This window comes from Ramlibacter tataouinensis, from assembly GCF_027941915.1.
In the GTDB taxonomy this organism is placed as follows: domain Bacteria; phylum Pseudomonadota; class Gammaproteobacteria; order Burkholderiales; family Burkholderiaceae_C; genus Ramlibacter; species Ramlibacter tataouinensis_C.
Genome location: NZ_CP116009.1, coordinates 1410854 through 1427257 on the forward strand (window position 1 = coordinate 1410854; position 16404 = coordinate 1427257).

General features: G+C 72.1%; 17 protein-coding genes. 14 read left to right on the forward strand and 3 right to left on the reverse strand.

Annotated elements, in window-relative coordinates; genetic code table 11:
- Window positions 1–77 precede the first annotated feature (77 nt).
- Window positions 78–479 (forward strand): RidA family protein, encoded by a 402-nt coding sequence (locus PE066_RS06630; RefSeq protein ID WP_271235767.1) that lies wholly within the window; start codon window positions 78–80, stop codon window positions 477–479.
- A gap of 2 nt (window positions 480–481) precedes the next feature.
- Here PE066_RS06630 and PE066_RS06635 read toward each other — a convergent pair whose 3' ends face one another.
- Window positions 482–1183 (reverse strand): ABC transporter ATP-binding protein, encoded by a 702-nt coding sequence (locus PE066_RS06635; RefSeq protein ID WP_271235768.1) that lies wholly within the window; start codon window positions 1181–1183, stop codon window positions 482–484.
- 89 nt (window positions 1184–1272) lie between these two features.
- Between PE066_RS06635 and PE066_RS06640 the strand changes: the two genes are divergently transcribed.
- From PE066_RS06640 to PE066_RS06655, 4 genes are read left to right on the forward strand one after another with little or no spacing between them, the layout of a single operon-like run.
- Entirely contained in the window at window positions 1273–1902 is a 630-nt protein-coding gene (locus tag PE066_RS06640; protein ID WP_271235769.1) for a 2-oxoacid:acceptor oxidoreductase family protein, read from the forward strand.
- Window positions 1903–1904: 2 nt separating this feature from the next.
- Window positions 1905–3551, forward strand: coding sequence for an FAD-dependent oxidoreductase (locus PE066_RS06645; RefSeq protein ID WP_271235770.1), 1647 nt, complete (start codon window positions 1905–1907; stop codon window positions 3549–3551).
- Window positions 3548–4699: a transketolase C-terminal domain-containing protein gene (locus PE066_RS06650; RefSeq protein ID WP_271235771.1), complete on the forward strand. Its 1152-nt coding sequence runs from the start codon at window positions 3548–3550 to the stop codon at window positions 4697–4699. The genes PE066_RS06645 and PE066_RS06650 overlap by 4 nt, the downstream gene beginning before the upstream one ends.
- Window positions 4700–4704: 5 nt before the next feature.
- A complete protein-coding gene (locus PE066_RS06655; protein ID WP_271235772.1) occupies window positions 4705–5598 on the forward strand; it encodes a thiamine pyrophosphate-dependent enzyme in 894 nt (297 codons plus the stop codon).
- 415 nt (window positions 5599–6013) lie between these two features.
- Here the strand turns inward: PE066_RS06655 and PE066_RS06660 are convergent, their stop codons facing one another.
- Entirely contained in the window at window positions 6014–6421 is a 408-nt protein-coding gene (locus PE066_RS06660) for an Rrf2 family transcriptional regulator (protein ID WP_271235773.1), read from the reverse strand.
- Complete coding sequence (locus PE066_RS06665; RefSeq protein WP_271235774.1) at window positions 6418–6870, reverse strand: GNAT family N-acetyltransferase; 453 nt, start codon at window positions 6868–6870, stop codon at window positions 6418–6420. The genes PE066_RS06660 and PE066_RS06665 overlap by 4 nt, the downstream gene beginning before the upstream one ends.
- A 211-nt stretch (window positions 6871–7081) precedes the next feature.
- Here PE066_RS06665 and PE066_RS06670 point away from each other — a divergent pair, with 211 nt between their 5' ends.
- The 9 genes from PE066_RS06670 to PE066_RS06710 all read left to right on the forward strand — a co-directional run bounded on the left by PE066_RS06670 (window position 7082) and on the right by PE066_RS06710 (window position 16399).
- Entirely contained in the window at window positions 7082–8254 is a 1173-nt protein-coding gene (locus PE066_RS06670; protein ID WP_271235775.1) for an ABC transporter substrate-binding protein, read from the forward strand.
- A gap of 91 nt (window positions 8255–8345) precedes the next feature.
- On the forward strand, window positions 8346–9221 hold the full coding sequence (locus PE066_RS06675) for a branched-chain amino acid ABC transporter permease (protein ID WP_271235776.1): 876 nt from the start codon (window positions 8346–8348) through the stop codon (window positions 9219–9221).
- A complete protein-coding gene (locus tag PE066_RS06680) occupies window positions 9214–10179 on the forward strand; it encodes a branched-chain amino acid ABC transporter permease (protein ID WP_271235777.1) in 966 nt (321 codons plus the stop codon). The genes PE066_RS06675 and PE066_RS06680 overlap by 8 nt, the downstream gene beginning before the upstream one ends.
- The gene (locus PE066_RS06685) at window positions 10176–10982 is read left to right on the forward strand and encodes an ABC transporter ATP-binding protein (protein ID WP_271235778.1); all 807 of its coding nucleotides are present in this window, start codon (window positions 10176–10178) and stop codon (window positions 10980–10982) included. The genes PE066_RS06680 and PE066_RS06685 overlap by 4 nt, the downstream gene beginning before the upstream one ends.
- Window positions 10975–11673: an ABC transporter ATP-binding protein gene (locus PE066_RS06690; protein ID WP_271235779.1), complete on the forward strand. Its 699-nt coding sequence runs from the start codon at window positions 10975–10977 to the stop codon at window positions 11671–11673. The genes PE066_RS06685 and PE066_RS06690 overlap by 8 nt, the downstream gene beginning before the upstream one ends.
- 23 nt (window positions 11674–11696) lie before the next feature.
- The gene (locus PE066_RS06695; protein ID WP_271235780.1) at window positions 11697–12104 is read left to right on the forward strand and encodes a thioesterase family protein; all 408 of its coding nucleotides are present in this window, start codon (window positions 11697–11699) and stop codon (window positions 12102–12104) included.
- Between the two features lie 58 nt (window positions 12105–12162).
- A complete protein-coding gene (locus PE066_RS06700; RefSeq protein ID WP_271235781.1) occupies window positions 12163–14892 on the forward strand; it encodes a molybdopterin-dependent oxidoreductase in 2730 nt (909 codons plus the stop codon).
- Window positions 14889–15548 carry a 4Fe-4S dicluster domain-containing protein gene (locus PE066_RS06705; RefSeq protein ID WP_271235782.1) on the forward strand — a complete coding sequence of 220 codons (660 nt, stop codon included), beginning with the start codon at window positions 14889–14891 and terminating at the stop codon, window positions 15546–15548. Before PE066_RS06700 ends, PE066_RS06705 begins: the two co-directional genes overlap by 4 nt.
- On the forward strand, window positions 15545–16399 hold the full coding sequence (locus PE066_RS06710) for a DmsC/YnfH family molybdoenzyme membrane anchor subunit (RefSeq protein ID WP_271235783.1): 855 nt from the start codon (window positions 15545–15547) through the stop codon (window positions 16397–16399). Before PE066_RS06705 ends, PE066_RS06710 begins: the two co-directional genes overlap by 4 nt.
- Window positions 16400–16404: the final 5 nt, after the last annotated feature.

The following is a 16404-nucleotide window of genomic DNA, read 5'->3' on the forward strand; positions in this document are numbered from 1 at the left end:
CGGTTCCGCGATGGCACTGGGTTTGGCCGTGCGTTTGCGTGCGCTGCGTGCCGCACGGCGCATGGTGGAGAACTGACATGCGTGTCTTGCTGCCCGAAGGCTGGACCCCGCCGCAGGGTTACGCCAACGGCATCGAGGTGCCGGCCGGCCGCATCGTGTTCATCGCGGGGCAGGTGGGCTGGGATGCGCAGCAACGCTTCCAGTCGGAACAGATCGCGCCGCAGTTCGCCCAGGCGCTGGACAACGTGCTGGCGGTGCTGGCGCAGGCCGGCGGCGAGCCGCACCACATCTGCCGCATGACCGCCTACTGCTGCGACAAGCCGGCCTACCTGGCCGCGCGCGCGGAACTGGGCGCGATCTGGCGCGCCCGCATGGGCCGCCACTACCCGGCCATGAGCATGATCTTCGTGTCGGACCTGCTGGACCGGCCCGGCCTCATCGAGCTGGAGGCGACGGCGGTGCTGCCCGCCGCATCATGAGCTCACACGCCCAGCAAGGCCTGCAGCGCCGGCTCGTCGGCGGCCAGCTGGGCCGAGGGGCCGGCCAGCGCCACCCGGCCCTTGCGCAGCACCAGCGCGCGATCGGTGTGGCGCAGCACCGAGCGGTAGTTGCGATCGACGATGAGGGTGCTGATGCCGCTGGCGCGGATCTGCGCAATCACCTGCCAGATGTGCTCGACGATGCGCGGGGCGAGGCCTTCGGTGGCCTCGTCCAGGATCATCAAACGCGGGTTGGTCATCAGCGCGCGGCCGATCGCCGCCATCTGCTGCTCGCCGCCCGAGACCTGCTGGCCGCCGGTGTCCAGCCGCTCCTTCAGCCGCGGGAAGGTCTCCAGCACCCGCTCGCAGGTCCAGTCGCAGCGGCCGTCGGGGCCGGGGCGCTGCGCCATCAGCAGGTTCTCGCGCACCGACAGGTTGGCGAAGATGCCGCGGCCCTCGGGCACGTAGCCGATGCCCAGGCGGGCGATCTCGAACGGCGTGCGGCGCGTGACATCCACGCCGGCGACGCGCACGCGCCCTTCGCGCGCGCGCACCAGGCCCAGCAGGGTCTTGATCAGCGTGGTCTTGCCCATGCCGTTGCGCCCCAGCAGGCCCAGCGCGCAGCCGGCCGGCAACTGCAGGTCCACGCCGTGCAGGATGTGGCTCTCGCCGTAGTAGCTGTGCAGGTTGGCGACATCGAGCATGGCGGCCTCCGGTTGCGGGCCATCGTAGGCAGGCGCGTCGCGCCGGCCTTGAACTCCTTCAAGAAATCCCCGAGCGGAGGACCCGTCCGATGAAGGTCGAAGAGAAGGCCGGCGCGCGCACCGAAGCCGCGGCCGCCGACGGCGGGCGCAGCGCCGAAGCGATGCTGGAGATCATCGTGCAGGGCCGCGGCGGCCAGGGCGCGCAGACCGCGGGCCAACTGCTGGCGCGCGCGTTCTTCGCCTCGGGCCGGCAGGTGCAGGCCTTCGCCAGCTACGGCGGCGCCCGGCGCGGCACGCCGGTCAGTTCCTTCCTGCGCGTGGCGGACCGGCCGATCCGGCTGCGCTGCGACATCGAGCGCGCCGGCGCCATCCTGTGCTTCGATGCCAGCCTGCTGGCGCCGCCGCTGCTGTCGCGCGCCGACGCCAGGACGCTGGTCGTGGTGAATTCGGCGCGGCCGCCCTCCGCGTTCGCGGCCGAGCTGCCGGGCCATCGCGTGGTGCCGGTGGACGCGCTGGCGATCGCGCGCAGCCAGGGCATGGGGCGCATCGTCAACTCGGCCCTGATCGGGGCCTTCGCGCGGGTGCTCGGATCACCCGCCCTGCCGGTGCTGCAGCAGCTGCTGCTGGCGCAATCGCCGACCAAGCCCGAGGAAAACGCCGCCGCCTGTGCGCTGGGCTGGGAAGCGGCCGGTGCACGGCTGCAGGACGTGAAGGCATGAGCATGAACGCGGCACTGACCCCCACCGCCTGGACCACCGGCAGCACCGAGGTCTTCAAGACCGGCACCTGGCGCGCGCTGCTGCCCGAGCACGTGATGCGGCCCTCGCCCTGCCAGCAGGCCTGCCCGGTCAACGGCGACATCGCGCAGTGGATCGGCCACGCGCGCGACGGCGACCTGCGCCGCGCCTGGGAAGTGCTCACCCTCCACAACCCGTTCCCGGCGATCGCCGGGCGCATCTGCCACCACCCGTGCGAGACCGCCTGCAACCGCGGCGCCTACGACGAGGCGCTGTCGATCTGCCGGCTGGAGCGGGCCGCCGGCGACGCCGCGCTGGCCGCCGATTGGCAGTACGCGCCGCCCGAAGAGGAACGGCCCGGCCACATCGCCGTCGTCGGCGGCGGCCCCTCGGGGCTGTCGGCGGCCTACCAGTTGCGCCGGCGCGGCTGGCGCGTCAGCCTGTACGAAGCGCGGGCTGAACTGGGCGGGCTGATGCGCTACGGCATCCCGCCGTATCGGCTGTCGCGCGCGGTGCTCGACGGCGAGATCGAACGCATCGTCCGGCTCGGCGTGCAGGTGCACGTGAACCGCGCGCTGGCCGGCCCCGGCGACCTGGAGCAGCTGGCCGCCCGCCACGACGCCGTCTACCTGGCCACCGGCGCGGCGATCAGCCGGCCGCTGCCGCAGTTCCCGGCCGACGCCCCCTGGCTGATGCAGGGCAGCGACTACCTGGCGCTGTCCAATGCCGGCAAGCCGCCGCGCCTCGGCCGGCGGGTCGCCGTGATCGGCGGCGGCAGCGCCGCCATGGACGTGGCGCGCAGCGCGCGCCGGGCCGGCTGCGAGGTGCTGCTGCTGGCGCTGGAGCCGCGCGAGCGCCTGCCGGCGCAGCGCGAGGAACTGCAGGAGGCGCTGGAGGAAGGCGTGGTGCTGCACGACGCCACCCTGCTGCGCACGGTGGTCGGCGATGCCGGCCAGCCCCTGTCGCTGGGCTGCATCGGGGTGCGGATGGAATCGGCCGTGCGCGGCGAAGCGCCGCGCATCACGCCGGTCGAGGACAGCAGCTTCACGCTGGAGGCCGACGCCGTGCTGGTGGCGATCGGCCAGCAGGCCGACCTGCAGCCGTTCGGCGCGCTGGAATCGGCCGGCAGACTGCTGAAGGTCGATGCCGGCCAGTCCACCTCGAACCCGCGCATCTGGGCCGGCGGCGACGTCGCCAGCCTGGCCCGCTTCGTGACCGAGGCAGTGGGCATGGGCAAGCGCGCGGCGCTGGACATCGACCGCGCCCTGCGCGAACTGCCGCGCGTGCGGCCGGTGCTGCCGCCGCGCACCACGCTGGCCGACATCGCCACCTGGTACTACCCGCCAGCGCGCCGGCCGGGCGAGCGGCGGCTGCCGCCCGGGCAGCGCCTGGCCGACGGCGCCGAGGTGCAGCTGGCGCTGACGCCGCAGGAAGTCGCGGCCGAGGCGTCGCGCTGCTTCTCCTGCGGCACCTGCACCAGTTGCGACAACTGCTTCCAGTTCTGCCCCGACCTGGCCATCACCCACGTCGACGGCGGCTACGCGGTGCTGGCCGACTACTGCAAGGGCTGCGGGCTGTGCGTGCGCGAATGCCCGACCGGATCGATGCTGATCCGCGAGGAGACGAAATGAACCAGTCCCAGACCCTGCTGCTGGACGGCAACCATGCCGTCTCCTGGGCCGCCCGGCTGGCGCGGCCGCAGGTGGTGCCGGTCTACCCGATCACGCCGCAGACGCCGATCCTGGAGCTGATCACCGAGTTCCACGCCAACGGCGAGATGGACGCCGAGATCCTCACGCCGGAGTCCGAGCACTCGGTGCTGGCCGCCTGCGTGCCGGCCTCGCTGGCCGGTGCGCGGGTGTTCACCGCCACCGCCTCGCAGGGCCTGCTGCTGATGCACGAGGTGCTGCACTACGCGGCCGGCGCCCGGGCGCCGATCGTGATGGCCAACGTCAACCGCACCGTCGCCTCGCCCTGGGCCTTCTGGCCCGACCAGACCGACAGCCTGGCGCAGCGCGACACCGGCTGGCTGCAGTACTACAGCGAGAGCCCGCAGGAGTCGCTCGACTCGGTGCTGCAGGCGTTCCGGGTGGCCGAGCAGGTCGGGCTGCCGGCCATGGTCAACCACGACGCCTTCTACGTCTCGCATTCGCTCGAGCCGGTGCAGGTGCCGGCGCAGGCGACCGTGGACGGGTTCCTGCCGCCCTACGCGCCGGCGCAGCGGCTGTCGCCCGAGCTCGGTTCGTCCTGGGGCAACGTCGTGAGCCAGGACATGTACTACCGGCACCGCCAGGCGATGGACGAGGCGATGGCGCGCGCGCTGGCGGCGGCGCAGGAGGCCGACCTCGAATGGGCGCGGCTGACCGGCCGGGCCTGGGGCATCCTGGAGCGCTACCGCTGCGAAGGCGCGCGGGTGGTGCTGGTGGCGCTCGGCAGCCTGTGCGGCACCACCCGCGAGGCCATCGATGCGCTGCGCGCCGAAGGCATCGCGGCCGGCCTGCTCAAGCTGCGGCTGCTGCGTCCGCTGCCGCAGGCCGCGCTGCGCGCCGCGCTGGCCGGCGTGCCCGACGTGCTGGTGCTGGACCGCGACCACTCGCCCGGGCTGGGCGGCATCCTGCACCAGGAGATCCGCGGCGCCCTGTACGGCCTGGAGCGCGCGCCGCGCGTGCACGGCCTGCTGGCCGGCGTCGGCGGCGTCAACGTGCCGCCGCAGCGCATCTGCGAGCTGGTGCGGGCGGCGATCGGCCGCGCGCCGGCCTTCGAATCGACCTGGGGATGACCACCATGCACGCCCTCGCACCCGCTGCCGACCCGATGCTGTGCTCCGGCCATGCCGCCTGCCCGGGCTGCATGGACGCCCTGTCGGTGCGCCACGTGCTGGCCCGCATCGGCACCAACGCCGTCGCGGTGATCCCGCCGTCGTGCATGGCGATCATCGCCGGGCCGCAGCCCTACAGCTCGCTGAAGATCCCGGTCTACCAACCGACGCTGGAAGCCAGCGCCGCCGCCGCGTCCGGGCTGCGCCGCGCCCTCGACGCGCAGGGCAAGCACGACACCCACGTGCTGGTGCTGGCCGGCGACGGCGGCACCTACGACATCGGCCTGCAGTGCCTGTCGTCGGCCGCCGAGCGCAACGAGAACATCCTGTACGTGTGCCTGGACAACGAGGGCTACATGAACACCGGGGCGCAGAAGTCGTCGTCGACGCCGCGCTACGCCCGCACCAGCTCCACGCCGGTCGGCAAGCCCACCCGCAAGAAGAACCTGACGGCCATCATGGCCGCGCACGGCGTGCCCTACGCCGCCACCGCCAGCATCGGCTTCCTGCCCGACCTGCTGCGCAAGGTGGACAAGGCCAAGGCGATCCGCGGTTTCCGCATCCTCACGCTGCTGGTGCCCTGCGTCGACGGCTGGGGCCTGGACGACGACGCCGGCCTGCGCGCGGCACGCCATGCGGTCGAGTGCGGCGCCTTCCCGCTGTACGAGGTCGAGGACGGCCACCGCTACACCCTGAACCACACGGCGCGCAACCGGCCGGTGGCGGACTACCTGGCCGTGCAGAAGCGCTACCGCGGCATGTCGCAGGCCGACATCGACGCGTTGCAGGCGGAGGTGGACGAGGGCTGGCGCTGGCTGCTGCGGCTGGCGCAGCCGGACGAAGGGCAGGTGGCGCCGTGAGGTATCTCAAGCCTGTGTCATGAGCCCGCCCGCTTTCCAGGCCACCCAGCCGAATGGGTTCTTGCACCCGCGCTGCGGTCTCCGCGGCGGACGGTGCCTGACGGGGCCGATTTGTGGGGCGCCGTGAAATTTCTCCGGCCTGGGGCCGCGCGCCGCAGGCGCGCGATCGTGATCTGACTGGCGGCATCTGTTTGAGCAGCGCGACGAAGGAGCGCAGCGAGTTATGCCGCCCGCCCCGGGCCGGAGAAATTTCGCGGGAAGCCCTGCGAGCGAAGCGTGCAGGGCCGTCACACCATGAGGCAGCGGCAGGCGCCGTCCGCCGCGCGCCCCGGACGTAACGCCGGTTTCCGCCAGCGCGTTGCGCTGGATCCCTCCTCGCGGAACGACGATGTCCATGGCTGTCGCCGATGCGGCGTCAACCCGCCTTCTGCACCAGCTTGAGCATCGTCGCGATGGTGATCGAGCTGAACGTGGCGCGCGCGATCTGGTCGATCTCGGACAGCACCTGCGAGATGGCCCGGTCGGCCGGAGCCACCGCCTCGCCGGCGCCCCGGTGCGGCACCGACGAGATGTCCTCGAACTGCCCGATCACGTCCATCAGCGTCAGCCGTTTCGCATTGGCGGCGAAGCGGTAGCCGCCGCCGACACCGCGCACCGACTCGACCACGCCGGCGCGCGCCAGCTCGGCCAGCACCTTGGCCAGGTGGTGCGCCGACACGCCGTACTTGGCGGCGATCTCCGAGGCCGGGATGTGCCGCTGCGGGTCGGCCGCGAACTCCAGCACGCTGTACAACGCCAGCAGGGTGTTGACCTGCAGCTTCACCGGCGCGCCCTCGGTGCCGGCTGCACGTCCATCTCCAGCGGGATCATCGGCGCGGCCATCATGCCCTGGCTGCGGAAGAACGACAGGATCAGCGTGTTGTCGCTGGCCAGCAGCGTGCGCAGCTGCCGCACCCCGGCGGCGCGCAGCGCATCGCACAGGGCGCCGAGCAGGCGCGTGCCGATGCCGGCCTGCCGCACGCGCGGGTCGATGTCGATGGCGAACACCCAGCCGCAGGGCGGCGAGCCGAACTCCCAGTCGCGCACCTCGCCGATCAGGAAGCCCACCACGTCGCGGCCGGCCACCGCGACCAGGAACCAGCGCTGCTCGCCGCGCGGCGCATGGCCGTAGCGGCGGTACACGCGCTCCCAGTAGCTGCGCTTTTCCACCCCGGTGACGGTGGCGTCGAGCGCGATCACCTGGTCGAGGTCGGCGCGGCGCACGGCGCGCACGGTGACGGCTCCCGAGCTCGGCGGTATCGGCGGCGGCGCGGGGCGCCGCGCGGTGGCGCGCGCAGCGGCCGGGGGGGCGTGGCGGATGGCGATGGCGGGACTCCGGGAAAGCTTATGCCAGATCAAGGAATTACGGCATCAGGCTACCAGAATGCCCTGCACTGCGGCGAACTCCATTCAGCCGCGGGCAACGAACACAGGAGACAACGGCATGGGCATGTTCAGGTTCAACCGGGCGCTGGCCCGGCAGGTGGCGGGCGCTGCGCTCGCCGTGTGCGGCGTGGCGGGCTTCGGCAGCGCCGGCGCGCAGGAGCAGCCGATCCGCATCGGCGCCTTCCTCTCGGTCACCGGGCCGGCGGCCTTCCTGGGCGACCCCGAGCTCAAGACGCTCGAGCTGTACGTCGATCGCATCAACGCCGAAGGCGGCCTGCTGGGCCGCAAGCTGCAGCTGTTCTCCTACGACGACGCCGGTGACGCCGAGAAGGCGCGCACCTTCGCCAAGCGCCTGATCGAGCAGGACAAGGTCGACGTGATCGTCGGCGGCTCCACCACCGGCACCACCATGGCCGCGATGCCGCTGGCCGAGCAGTCGTCCACGCCCTTCATCTCGCTGGCCGGCGCCGTGACCATCATCGAGCCGGTCAAGAAGTGGGTGTTCAAGACCCCGCACACCGACCGCATGGCGTGCGAGAAGATCTTCGTCGACATCAAGGCGCGCAACCTGTCCAAGGTCGCGCTGATCTCCGGCAGCGGCGGCTTCGACAAGTCGATGCGCGCCGAGTGCGTGAAGGTCGCGCCCAAGTACGGCATGGACCTGGTGGCCGACGAGACCTACGGCGCCACCGACACCGACATGACCGCGCAGCTCACCAAGATCAAGGGCAGCGGCGCGCAGGCGGTGCTCAACGCCGGCTTCGGCCAGGGCCCGGCGATCGTCACCCGAAACTACCGCCAGGTCGGCCTGGCGCTGCCGCTGTACCAGTCGCACGGCGTCGCCTCGCGCGAGTACATCAAGCTGTCCGGCCCGGCCGCCGAGGGCGTGCGCCTGCCCGCCGCCGCGCTGCTGGTGTCCGACATCCTGCCGGCCGAGGACGCGCAGAAGCCCGTGGTGGTGGCCTACCGCAAGGCCTACGAGGACAAGTTCAAGTCCGACGTCTCCACCTTCGGCGGCCATGCGTACGACGGCCTGATGATCGCCGTGAACGCCATCAAGGCAGCCAGGTCCACCGACAAGGCCAGGCTGCGCGACGCGATCGAGGCGACCAAGGGCTACGTCGGCACCGGCGGCGTGGTCAACATGTCGGCCGCCGACCACATGGGCCTGGACCTGAGCGCGTTCCGCATGCTCGAGGTCAAGGACGGCAACTGGTCGCTGGTCAAGTAGGCCCGTCCCGCCCCCCGAGGACCCCGGCAATGAGCGCCGCACGGCCGCCCGAAGGCGCTCGCACCGCAGTGCGCAGCACGGAGGTGATCAAGTGACTTCCGCCTGGCTCCAGTTCATCGCCAGCGGATTGACCGCCGGGGCGATCTACGCCCTGGTGGCGCTCGGCTTCGCCATCGTGTTCAACGCCAGCGGCGCGATCAACTTCGCCCAGGGCGAGTTCGTGATGGTCGGCGGCATGAGCGCGGTGAGCTTCCTCGCCATGGGCGTGCCGCTGCCGCTGGCCATCGCGCTGGCGGTGGCCGCCTCGGTGGTCGTGGCGCTGCTGATCGAGCGCGTCGCGGTCTCGCCGGCGCGCAACGCCGGCACCGTCACGCTGATCATCATCACCATCGGCGTGGCGCTGTTCCTGCGCGGGCTGGCCCAGCTGGTCTGGGGCAAGGGCGTGTTCCGCCTGCCCGGCTTCTCCGGCGAGGAGCCGATCGCCTTCTTCGGCGCCACCCTGCTGCCGCAGAGCCTATGGGTGATGGGCGGCGCCGCGCTGGCGGTGCTGGCGCTGGGCGCCTTCTACGGCCGCACCCTGGCGGGCAAGGCGATGCTGGCCACCAGCTACAACAAGCTGGCCGCGCAGCTGGTGGGCATCAACACCCGCGCCGTGCTGTTCGCCAGCTTCGGCCTGGCGGCGGCGCTGGGCGCCATCGGCGGCGTGCTGATCGCGCCGATCGCCTTCACCTCCTACGACGCCGGGATCATGCTGGGCCTCAAGGGCTTCGCCGCCGCCATGCTCGGCGGCCTGGGCAGCTTCGCCGGCGCCGTGCTCGGCGGCGTCGTGCTGGGCCTGCTCGAAGGCCTGGGCGCCGGCTTCGTCTCATCCGCCTACAAGGACGCGATCGCCTTCGTGGTGATCCTGGCCGTCCTGTTCTTCCTGCCTGGAGGGCTGCTCGGTGCACGCCACAGCGACCGTGTCTGAACCCGTGGCGCCGCGCCACTGGGCCGCGCACCCGCGCAGCGGGGGCACGCTGCTGCTGGCGGCCATCGTCGCCCTGCTGCCGCTGGCGCTGCCCAACAACTACGCCTGGGACGTCGCCATCCAGGTGGCGCTCAACGGCATCGTCTGCGTCGGGCTGAACCTGCTGATCGGCTATGCCGGCCAGATCAGCCTGGGCCATGCCGGCTTCTTCGCCCTGGGCGGCTACGCCAGCGCCATCGCGGCTTCGCGCTGGGGCGTGCCGGTGTGGCTGGCGCTGCCGGGCGCCTGCGCCGCGGTCGGCGCGCTGGCCTACGTGATCGGCCGCCCCACCCTGCGGCTGAAGGGCCACACGCTGGCGATGGCGACGCTGGGGCTGGGCGTGATCATCTCGATCGGCCTGACCACCGAGGACCGCATCACCGGCGGCCCCGACGGCATGCCGGTGCCGCCGCTGGTGCTGTTCGGCCTCATCGTGCAGGGCGAGAAGGTCTGGTACTGGATCGCCGGCGCGCTGCTGGTCGCCACGGTGTGGCTGGCGCTGAACCTGATCGACTCGCCCAATGGGCGCGCGCTGCGCGCGCTGCACGGCTCCGAGGTCGCCTCGCAGACGCTGGGCATCGACAGCGCCCGCTTCAAGCTGCAGGTGTTCACGCTGTCGGCGGTGCTGGCGGCGCTGGCCGGCGCGCTGGCGGCGCACTACGCCGGCTTCATCACGCCGGCCAAGTCGTCCTTCCTGCACTCGGTCGAGCTGGTGATCATGGTGGTGTTCGGCGGCATGGCCTCGGTGTTCGGCGCCGTGATCGGCGCCGCCGTGCTGACCATGCTGCCGCAGGTGCTCACGGTGCTGAAGGACTACGAGATGATGGTCTTCGGCGCCGTGCTGGTGGCCACCATGGTGCTGTTCCCCGAGGGCCTGGTGCCCGGCATCGCGCGCCGCTGGGCCGGGAGAAAACCATGACCGCCGCCCCGTGCCTGTTGCACGTCAGCGGCCTGTCCAAGGCTTTCGGCGGCGTGCACGCGGTCGCCGACGTCGAGATGCGCATCGCCCCGGGCGCGGTGCATTCGGTGATCGGCCCCAACGGGGCCGGCAAGACCACCCTGATCAACATGCTCAGCGGCGTGTACCGCCCCAGCGCCGGCTCGATCCGCCTCGACGGGATCGAGCTGGCCGGCCAGCCGGTGCACCGCTTCGCCGCCGGCGGCATCGGCCGCACCTTCCAGAACCTGCAGGTGTTCTTCAACATGACGGCGCTGGAGAACGTGATGACCGGGCGGCACCTGCGCGAGCGCTGCTCGCTGGCCGCCTCGCTGCTGCGCACGCGCGCCCTGGTGCGGGCCGAGGCCGAGTGCCGCGCCGTCGCCCGCGACCTGCTGCGCCAGGTCGGCCTGGCCGGCTTCGAGGACTCGCCCTCCGACGCCATGCCCTACGGCGCGCTCAAGCGGCTGGAGATCGCCCGCGCCCTGGCGGCCCAGCCCAAGCTGCTGCTGCTGGACGAACCGGCCGCCGGCCTGAACGCCACCGAGGCGCGCGAGATCGACGCCCTGATCCAGCGCCTGGCCGAGGGCGGCACCACCATCGTGCTGGTCGAGCACAACATGGCGCTGGTGATGGAGGTGTCCGACCACGTGTTCGTGATGGACCACGGCCGCAAGCTGGCCGAGGGCACGCCGGCCGAGGTCTCGCGCGATGCGCGCGTGATCGAGGCCTACCTGGGCAGCGAGACCGCGCCCGCAGCGCAAGCGGAGGCGGCCGATGCTTGAAGTCGAGCAGCTCCGGTCGCACTACGGCCGCATCCCCGCGCTGGGCGGCGTCAGCCTGCGCGTGGACGCCGGCGAGCTGGTCGCGCTGGTCGGCGCCAACGGCGCCGGCAAGACCACGCTGCTGCGCGCCATCTCCGGCGTGCAGCCGGCCAGCGGCGGATCGATCCGTTTCGACGGCCAGGACCTGGCGCGGCGCCATGCCCGCCAGCGCGTGCAGCTGGGCATCGTGCAGGTGCCCGAGGGCCGGCAGGTGTTCGGCCCGCTGTCGGTGGAAGACAACCTCAGGCTCGGCGCCTTCGCCCGCGGCAAGGCCGACGAGCTGGAGCCGGTCTACGCCCTGTTCCCGGTGCTGCGCGACAAGCGGCGGCAGGCGGCCGGCAACCTGTCGGGCGGCCAGCAGCAGATGCTGGCGATCGGCCGCGCGCTGATGGCCCGGCCGCGCCTGCTGCTGCTGGACGAGCCCGGCATGGGGCTGGCGCCGCGCCTGGTGGCGGAGATCTTCGCGCGCATCGCCGCCCTGCGAAAGCTGGGCACCACCATCCTGCTGGTGGACCAGAACGCCCGCGCCGCGCTCGGCGTCGCCGACCGGGGCTACGTGATGGAAACCGGCCGCATCGTGCTGGCCGGCGCCGCCCGCGACCTGCTGGCCGACCGCGCGGTGCAGCAGGCCTACCTCGGCGCCGCCGCCTGAACCCCACGGAAAGAGAAGGAACCATGAAACCCAGCCTGCAACCCGGCCTGCGCCACACCGCCCGCTTCGAGGTCACGCGCGAGCGCACCATCGACTTCATGGGCGAGAAGGCCCGCGTCTATGCCACGCCGATGCTGGTGCGCGACGTCGAGGTCGCCTGCCGCGAGCTGCTGCTGCCGCACCTGGACGCGGGCGAGGACTCGGTCGGCACCCGCATCGAGCTGGACCACACCGCCGCCACGCTGCAGGGCATGGCGGTCACGCTGGAGGTGGAACTCACCGCGCTCAAGGGCCGGGCCGCCACCTTCAGCATCACCGGCAGCGACAGCGTCGAGCCGATCTGCCGCGCCACCCACCACCGCTTCATCGTCGACGTCTGCACCACCGAGCAGCGGCTGGCCGCCAAGGCGGCCAAAGCAGGATTGGCATGAGCGTCGCCGGGCCGCCCCAAGACGCTCGCACCGCAGTGCGAAGCACGGAGGTCTTCCCATGACGGCTCAGGCCGCCACCCGCAAGGTCCCCACGTACTGCTACCAGTGCGTGGCCGGGCCGGACCTGCTCACCGTCAAGGTGCAGGGCGGCGTGGCGACCGAGGTCGAGCCCAACTTCTGCGCCGCCGAGGTGCACCCGGGCGGCGGCAAGGTCTGCGTCAAGGCCTTCGGGCTGATCCAGAAGACCTACAACCCGAACCGGGTGCTCACGCCCATGAAGCGCACCAACCCGAAGAAGGGGCGCGACGAGGATCCGGGCTTCGTGCCGATCGCCTGGGACGAGGCGATGGCGCTGATCGCCGGCAAGCTCAACCAGGTGCGCGAGGAGGGCCTGACCGACGAATCGGGCTACCCCAAGGTCGCGGCCAGCTTCGGCGGCGGCGGCACCCCGCAGTCGTACATGGGCACCTTCCCGGCCTTCCTGTCGGCCTGGGGGCCGGTGGACATGGGCTTCGGCTCGGGCCAGGGCGTCAAGTGCTACCACTCCGAACACCTGTACGGCGAGTTCTGGCACCGCGCCTTCATCGTCGCGCCCGACACCCCGCTGTGCAACTACCTGATCTCCTGCGGCACCAACATGGAGGCCTCCAGCGGCGTCGCCGGGATCTGGCGCCATTCGCGCGCCCGCGTGCGCGGCATGAAGCGGGTACAGGTCGAGCCGCACCTGTCGATCACCGGCGCCTGCTCGGCGCAGTGGGTGCCGATCAAGCCCAAGACCGACGCCGCCTTCCTGTACGCCCTGATCCAGGTGATGCTGCACGAGGCCCGGCGCGAGCAGCTGGACGTCGAGTTCCTGTGCCGGCGCACCGGCTCGCCCTACCTGGTCGGGCCCAACGGCTACTTCCTGCGCGAGCGCGAGACGAGCAAGCCGCTGGTGTGGGACACGCTGCGCGGAGCCGCCTGCGCCCATGACACGCCCGGCATCCGCGAAGCGCTGGAAGGCCGCTACACGGTGGACGCGGTCGAGACCGGTCCCGACGGCGACCTGCTGGCCGAGGGCCTGCTGGAGGGCCAGACCGCCTTCGGCCGGATGGTCGAGCACATGCGGCCCTACACGCCCGAGTGGGCCGCGGGCGTGTGCGATGTCGACGCCGCCACGATCCGCCAGATCGCCCACGAGTACCTGGACCACGCCTGCATCGGCCAGACCATCGAGATCGACGGCCAGGTGATGCCCTACCGCCCGGTGGCGGTCACGCTCGGCAAGACCGTCAACAACGGCTGGGGCGGCTACGAATGCTGCTGGGCCCGCACCATGCTGGCCACCCTGGTCGGCGCGCTGGAAGTGCCCGGCGGCACCATCGGCACCACCGTGCGGCTGGCGCGCCCGATGGCGCAGCGGCTGGAGAGCGTCAAGCCCGGCCCGGACGGCTTCATGCACTTCGGCCTGAACCCGACCGACAAGCAGAACTGGTCGGCCAGGCCCAACATCCGCAACGCCTACCGCACCATGGTGCCGCTGGCCAGCGACGGCCCCTGGAGCCAGGCGCTCGGGCCGACGCACTTCTCGTGGATGTTCCTGGACCAGACGCCCCAGGGGCTGCCGCGCGTGACGCTGCCGGAGGTCTGGTTCTTCTACCGCACCAACCCGGCGATCTCGTTCTGGGACACGGCGTCGCTGGCGCAGAAGATCGCGCGCTTCCCCTTCGTGGTGGCGTTCGCCTACACGCACGACGAGACCAACCACTTCGCCGACGTCCTGCTGCCGGACGCGATGGACCTGGAGAGCCTGCAGCTGATCCGCATCGGCACCACCAAGTTCATCGAGCAGTTCTGGGAGCACCAGGGCTTCGCGCTGCGCCAGCCGGCGGTGGCCCCGCGCGGCCAGGCGCGCGATTTCACCGACATCGCTACCGAGCTGGCCGCGCGCACCGGGCTGACCGACCGGTACGTGGCAGCCATCAACAAGGGCGCGGCCGGGGTGCCGCTGAAGAACCCGCACGGCGACTTCTCGCTGCCGGCCGACCGGGTGCCCGAGCTGGAGGTCATCTGGGACGCCGTGTGCCGCGCCGCCAGCGCCGAACTCACCGAGGGCCGGGAGATCCACGGCCTCGACTGGTGGAAGGAACACGGGCTGGCCACCAAGCCGTTCCCGCGCCGCGAGTGGTACCTCTACCCGACCCTGGGCGAGCGCGGGCTGCGCTTCGAACTGCCCTACCAGGAACGGCTCGCGCGCGTCGGCGCCGAGCTCGGCCGCCGGCTGCACGAGAACGGCATGCACTGGTGGGACGAGCAGCTGAAGGAATACCAGGCGCTGCCGCCCTGCAAGGACTTCGGCGCGCCCTGGATCGCGTCCCTGCGCGCCGACGGCGGCACGCCGGAGGACTTCCCGTTCTGGCTGCTCACCGCGCGCAGCATGCAGTACGCCTGGGGCGGCAACGTCGGCCTGCAGATGATCAAGGAAGTGGCCGACAACATCGCCGGCCACAAGGGCCTGATCATCAACACGCGGGTTGCGCAGCGGCTGGGCATCGCCGAGGGCGACCCGGTGGAGATCGCCACGCCGCAGCGCCGCGTCAGCGGCCGCGCCGTGCTGCGCCAGGGCATCCGGCCCGACACGCTGCTGGCCATCGGGCAGTTCGGCCACTGGAACACGCCGCTGGCCAGGGACTTCGGCGTCCCCAGCATGAACACGCTGACCTCCATGAAGCTGGAGCTGACCGACGCCACCGGCTCCGGCGCCGACATCGTGCGGGTCTCGCTGCGCCGCCTGAAGGAGGCCGCATGACGCGCTGGGCCATGGTCGCGGACCTGCGGCGCTGCGTCGGCTGCCAGACCTGCACGGCCGCCTGCAAGCACGCCAATGCCACGCCGCCGGGCGTGCAGTGGCGCCGCGTGCTGGACATCGAGGTGGGCGAGTTCCCCGACGTGCAGCGCGCCTTCGTCCCGATGGGCTGCCAGCACTGCGACGAGCCGGCCTGCGTGGCCGTGTGCCCCACCACCGCCACCCGCAAGCGCACCGACGGCATCGTCACCATCGACTACGACCTGTGCATCGGCTGCACCTACTGCGTGGTCGCCTGCCCCTACCAGGCGCGCTTCAAGACCCCGCTCGGACAGTTCGCCTACGGCGACCAGCCGACCGAGAACGAGGCCTTCCGCGAGGACGAGGCCCGGCGCGAGGTCGCCACCAAGTGCACCTTCTGCGTCGAACGCATCGACAGCGGCCTGGACAAGGGCCTGAAGCCGGGCGTGCACCCCGAGGCCACGCCGGCCTGCGTCAACGCCTGCATCGCCGAGGCGCTGGCGTTCGGCGACATCGAGGATCCGGACAGCAACGTGTCGCAGCTGCTGGCGCGCAACCAGCACTTCCGCATCAACGAGGAGGCGGGCACCGGCCCCGGCTTCTTCTACCTGTGGGACCGCAAGAGGGACGCGACATGAACGCCAACCCCCTGCAGCGGCTGCAGACCTACTGGGACTGGCGCGCGGCCGGCAACTTCATCTGCGGCGGCGCCGGCGCCGGGCTGGCCGTGGTGACCACGGTGCACGCGATGGACACGCCCGGCGCGCGCTGGATCGTGGCCGCCGGGCTGGCGCTGGTCGGCCTGGGCCTGTTCTGCGTCTGGCTGGAGATCGGCCGGCCACTCCGGGCGCTGAACGTGTTCCTCCACCTGCGCAGCTCCTGGATGTCGCGCGAGGCGGTCGCCGCGGTCGTGCTGTTCCTGCTGGGCAGCGGGCTGGTGCTGGGCATGCCCTGGCGCGCCTGGCCGACCGGCATCGCGGCGCTGGTGTTCCTGTACTGCCAGGCGCGGATCCTGCGCGAGGCGCGCGCGATTCCGGCCTGGCGCGCGCCGCTCACGCTGCCGCTGGTGATGCTCACCGGGCTGGCCGAGGGCATCGGCCTGTTCTGGCTGCTGGCCGCCTGGCTGCGCCCGGAAGCCTTCCTCATGCTGCCGCTGGCCGGGATGCCGATCGCGCGCGGGGCCTTGTGGCTGGTGTGGCGGCGCCAGCTGGAACGCCGCGCCTCGCCGGTGGCGCTGCGCGCGCTCGACCGCAACGGCCGCTGGTTGCTGGGGGCCGGCACCGTCGCGCCGGTCACGCTGGCGGCGCTGGGCGCCAGCGGCTGGCTGGCCTCGCCAGTCGCGGCCGCGGCGCTGGCGCTGGCCGGCGCACTGGTCGCGGGCACCGGCGCCGCCTTCAAGTTCTGCCTCATCACCCGCGCCTCGCACCACCTGGGCTATTCAATCCCGCGCATGCCGGTGCGCGGGGTGGTGCACACCGCCTCCCACTGACGACA

Excerpts from the sequence above, each read along its gene's own strand:
- PE066_RS06630 (WP_271235767.1), top strand. The coding sequence starts at position 78 with ATGCGTGTCTTGCTGCCCGAAGGCTGGACCCCGCCGCAGGGTTACGCC.
- PE066_RS06635 (WP_271235768.1), bottom strand. The coding sequence starts at position 1,183 with ATGCTCGATGTCGCCAACCTGCACAGCTACTACGGCGAGAGCCACATC.
- PE066_RS06640 (WP_271235769.1), top strand. The coding sequence starts at position 1,273 with ATGAAGGTCGAAGAGAAGGCCGGCGCGCGCACCGAAGCCGCGGCCGCC.
- PE066_RS06645 (WP_271235770.1), top strand. The coding sequence starts at position 1,905 with ATGAACGCGGCACTGACCCCCACCGCCTGGACCACCGGCAGCACCGAG.
- PE066_RS06650 (WP_271235771.1), top strand. The coding sequence starts at position 3,548 with ATGAACCAGTCCCAGACCCTGCTGCTGGACGGCAACCATGCCGTCTCC.
- PE066_RS06655 (WP_271235772.1), top strand. The coding sequence starts at position 4,705 with ATGCACGCCCTCGCACCCGCTGCCGACCCGATGCTGTGCTCCGGCCAT.
- PE066_RS06670 (WP_271235775.1), top strand. The coding sequence starts at position 7,082 with ATGGGCATGTTCAGGTTCAACCGGGCGCTGGCCCGGCAGGTGGCGGGC.
- PE066_RS06685 (WP_271235778.1), top strand. The coding sequence starts at position 10,176 with ATGACCGCCGCCCCGTGCCTGTTGCACGTCAGCGGCCTGTCCAAGGCT.
- PE066_RS06690 (WP_271235779.1), top strand. The coding sequence starts at position 10,975 with ATGCTTGAAGTCGAGCAGCTCCGGTCGCACTACGGCCGCATCCCCGCG.
- PE066_RS06695 (WP_271235780.1), top strand. The coding sequence starts at position 11,697 with ATGAAACCCAGCCTGCAACCCGGCCTGCGCCACACCGCCCGCTTCGAG.
- PE066_RS06700 (WP_271235781.1), top strand. The coding sequence starts at position 12,163 with ATGACGGCTCAGGCCGCCACCCGCAAGGTCCCCACGTACTGCTACCAG.
- PE066_RS06705 (WP_271235782.1), top strand. The coding sequence starts at position 14,889 with ATGACGCGCTGGGCCATGGTCGCGGACCTGCGGCGCTGCGTCGGCTGC.
- PE066_RS06710 (WP_271235783.1), top strand. The coding sequence starts at position 15,545 with ATGAACGCCAACCCCCTGCAGCGGCTGCAGACCTACTGGGACTGGCGC.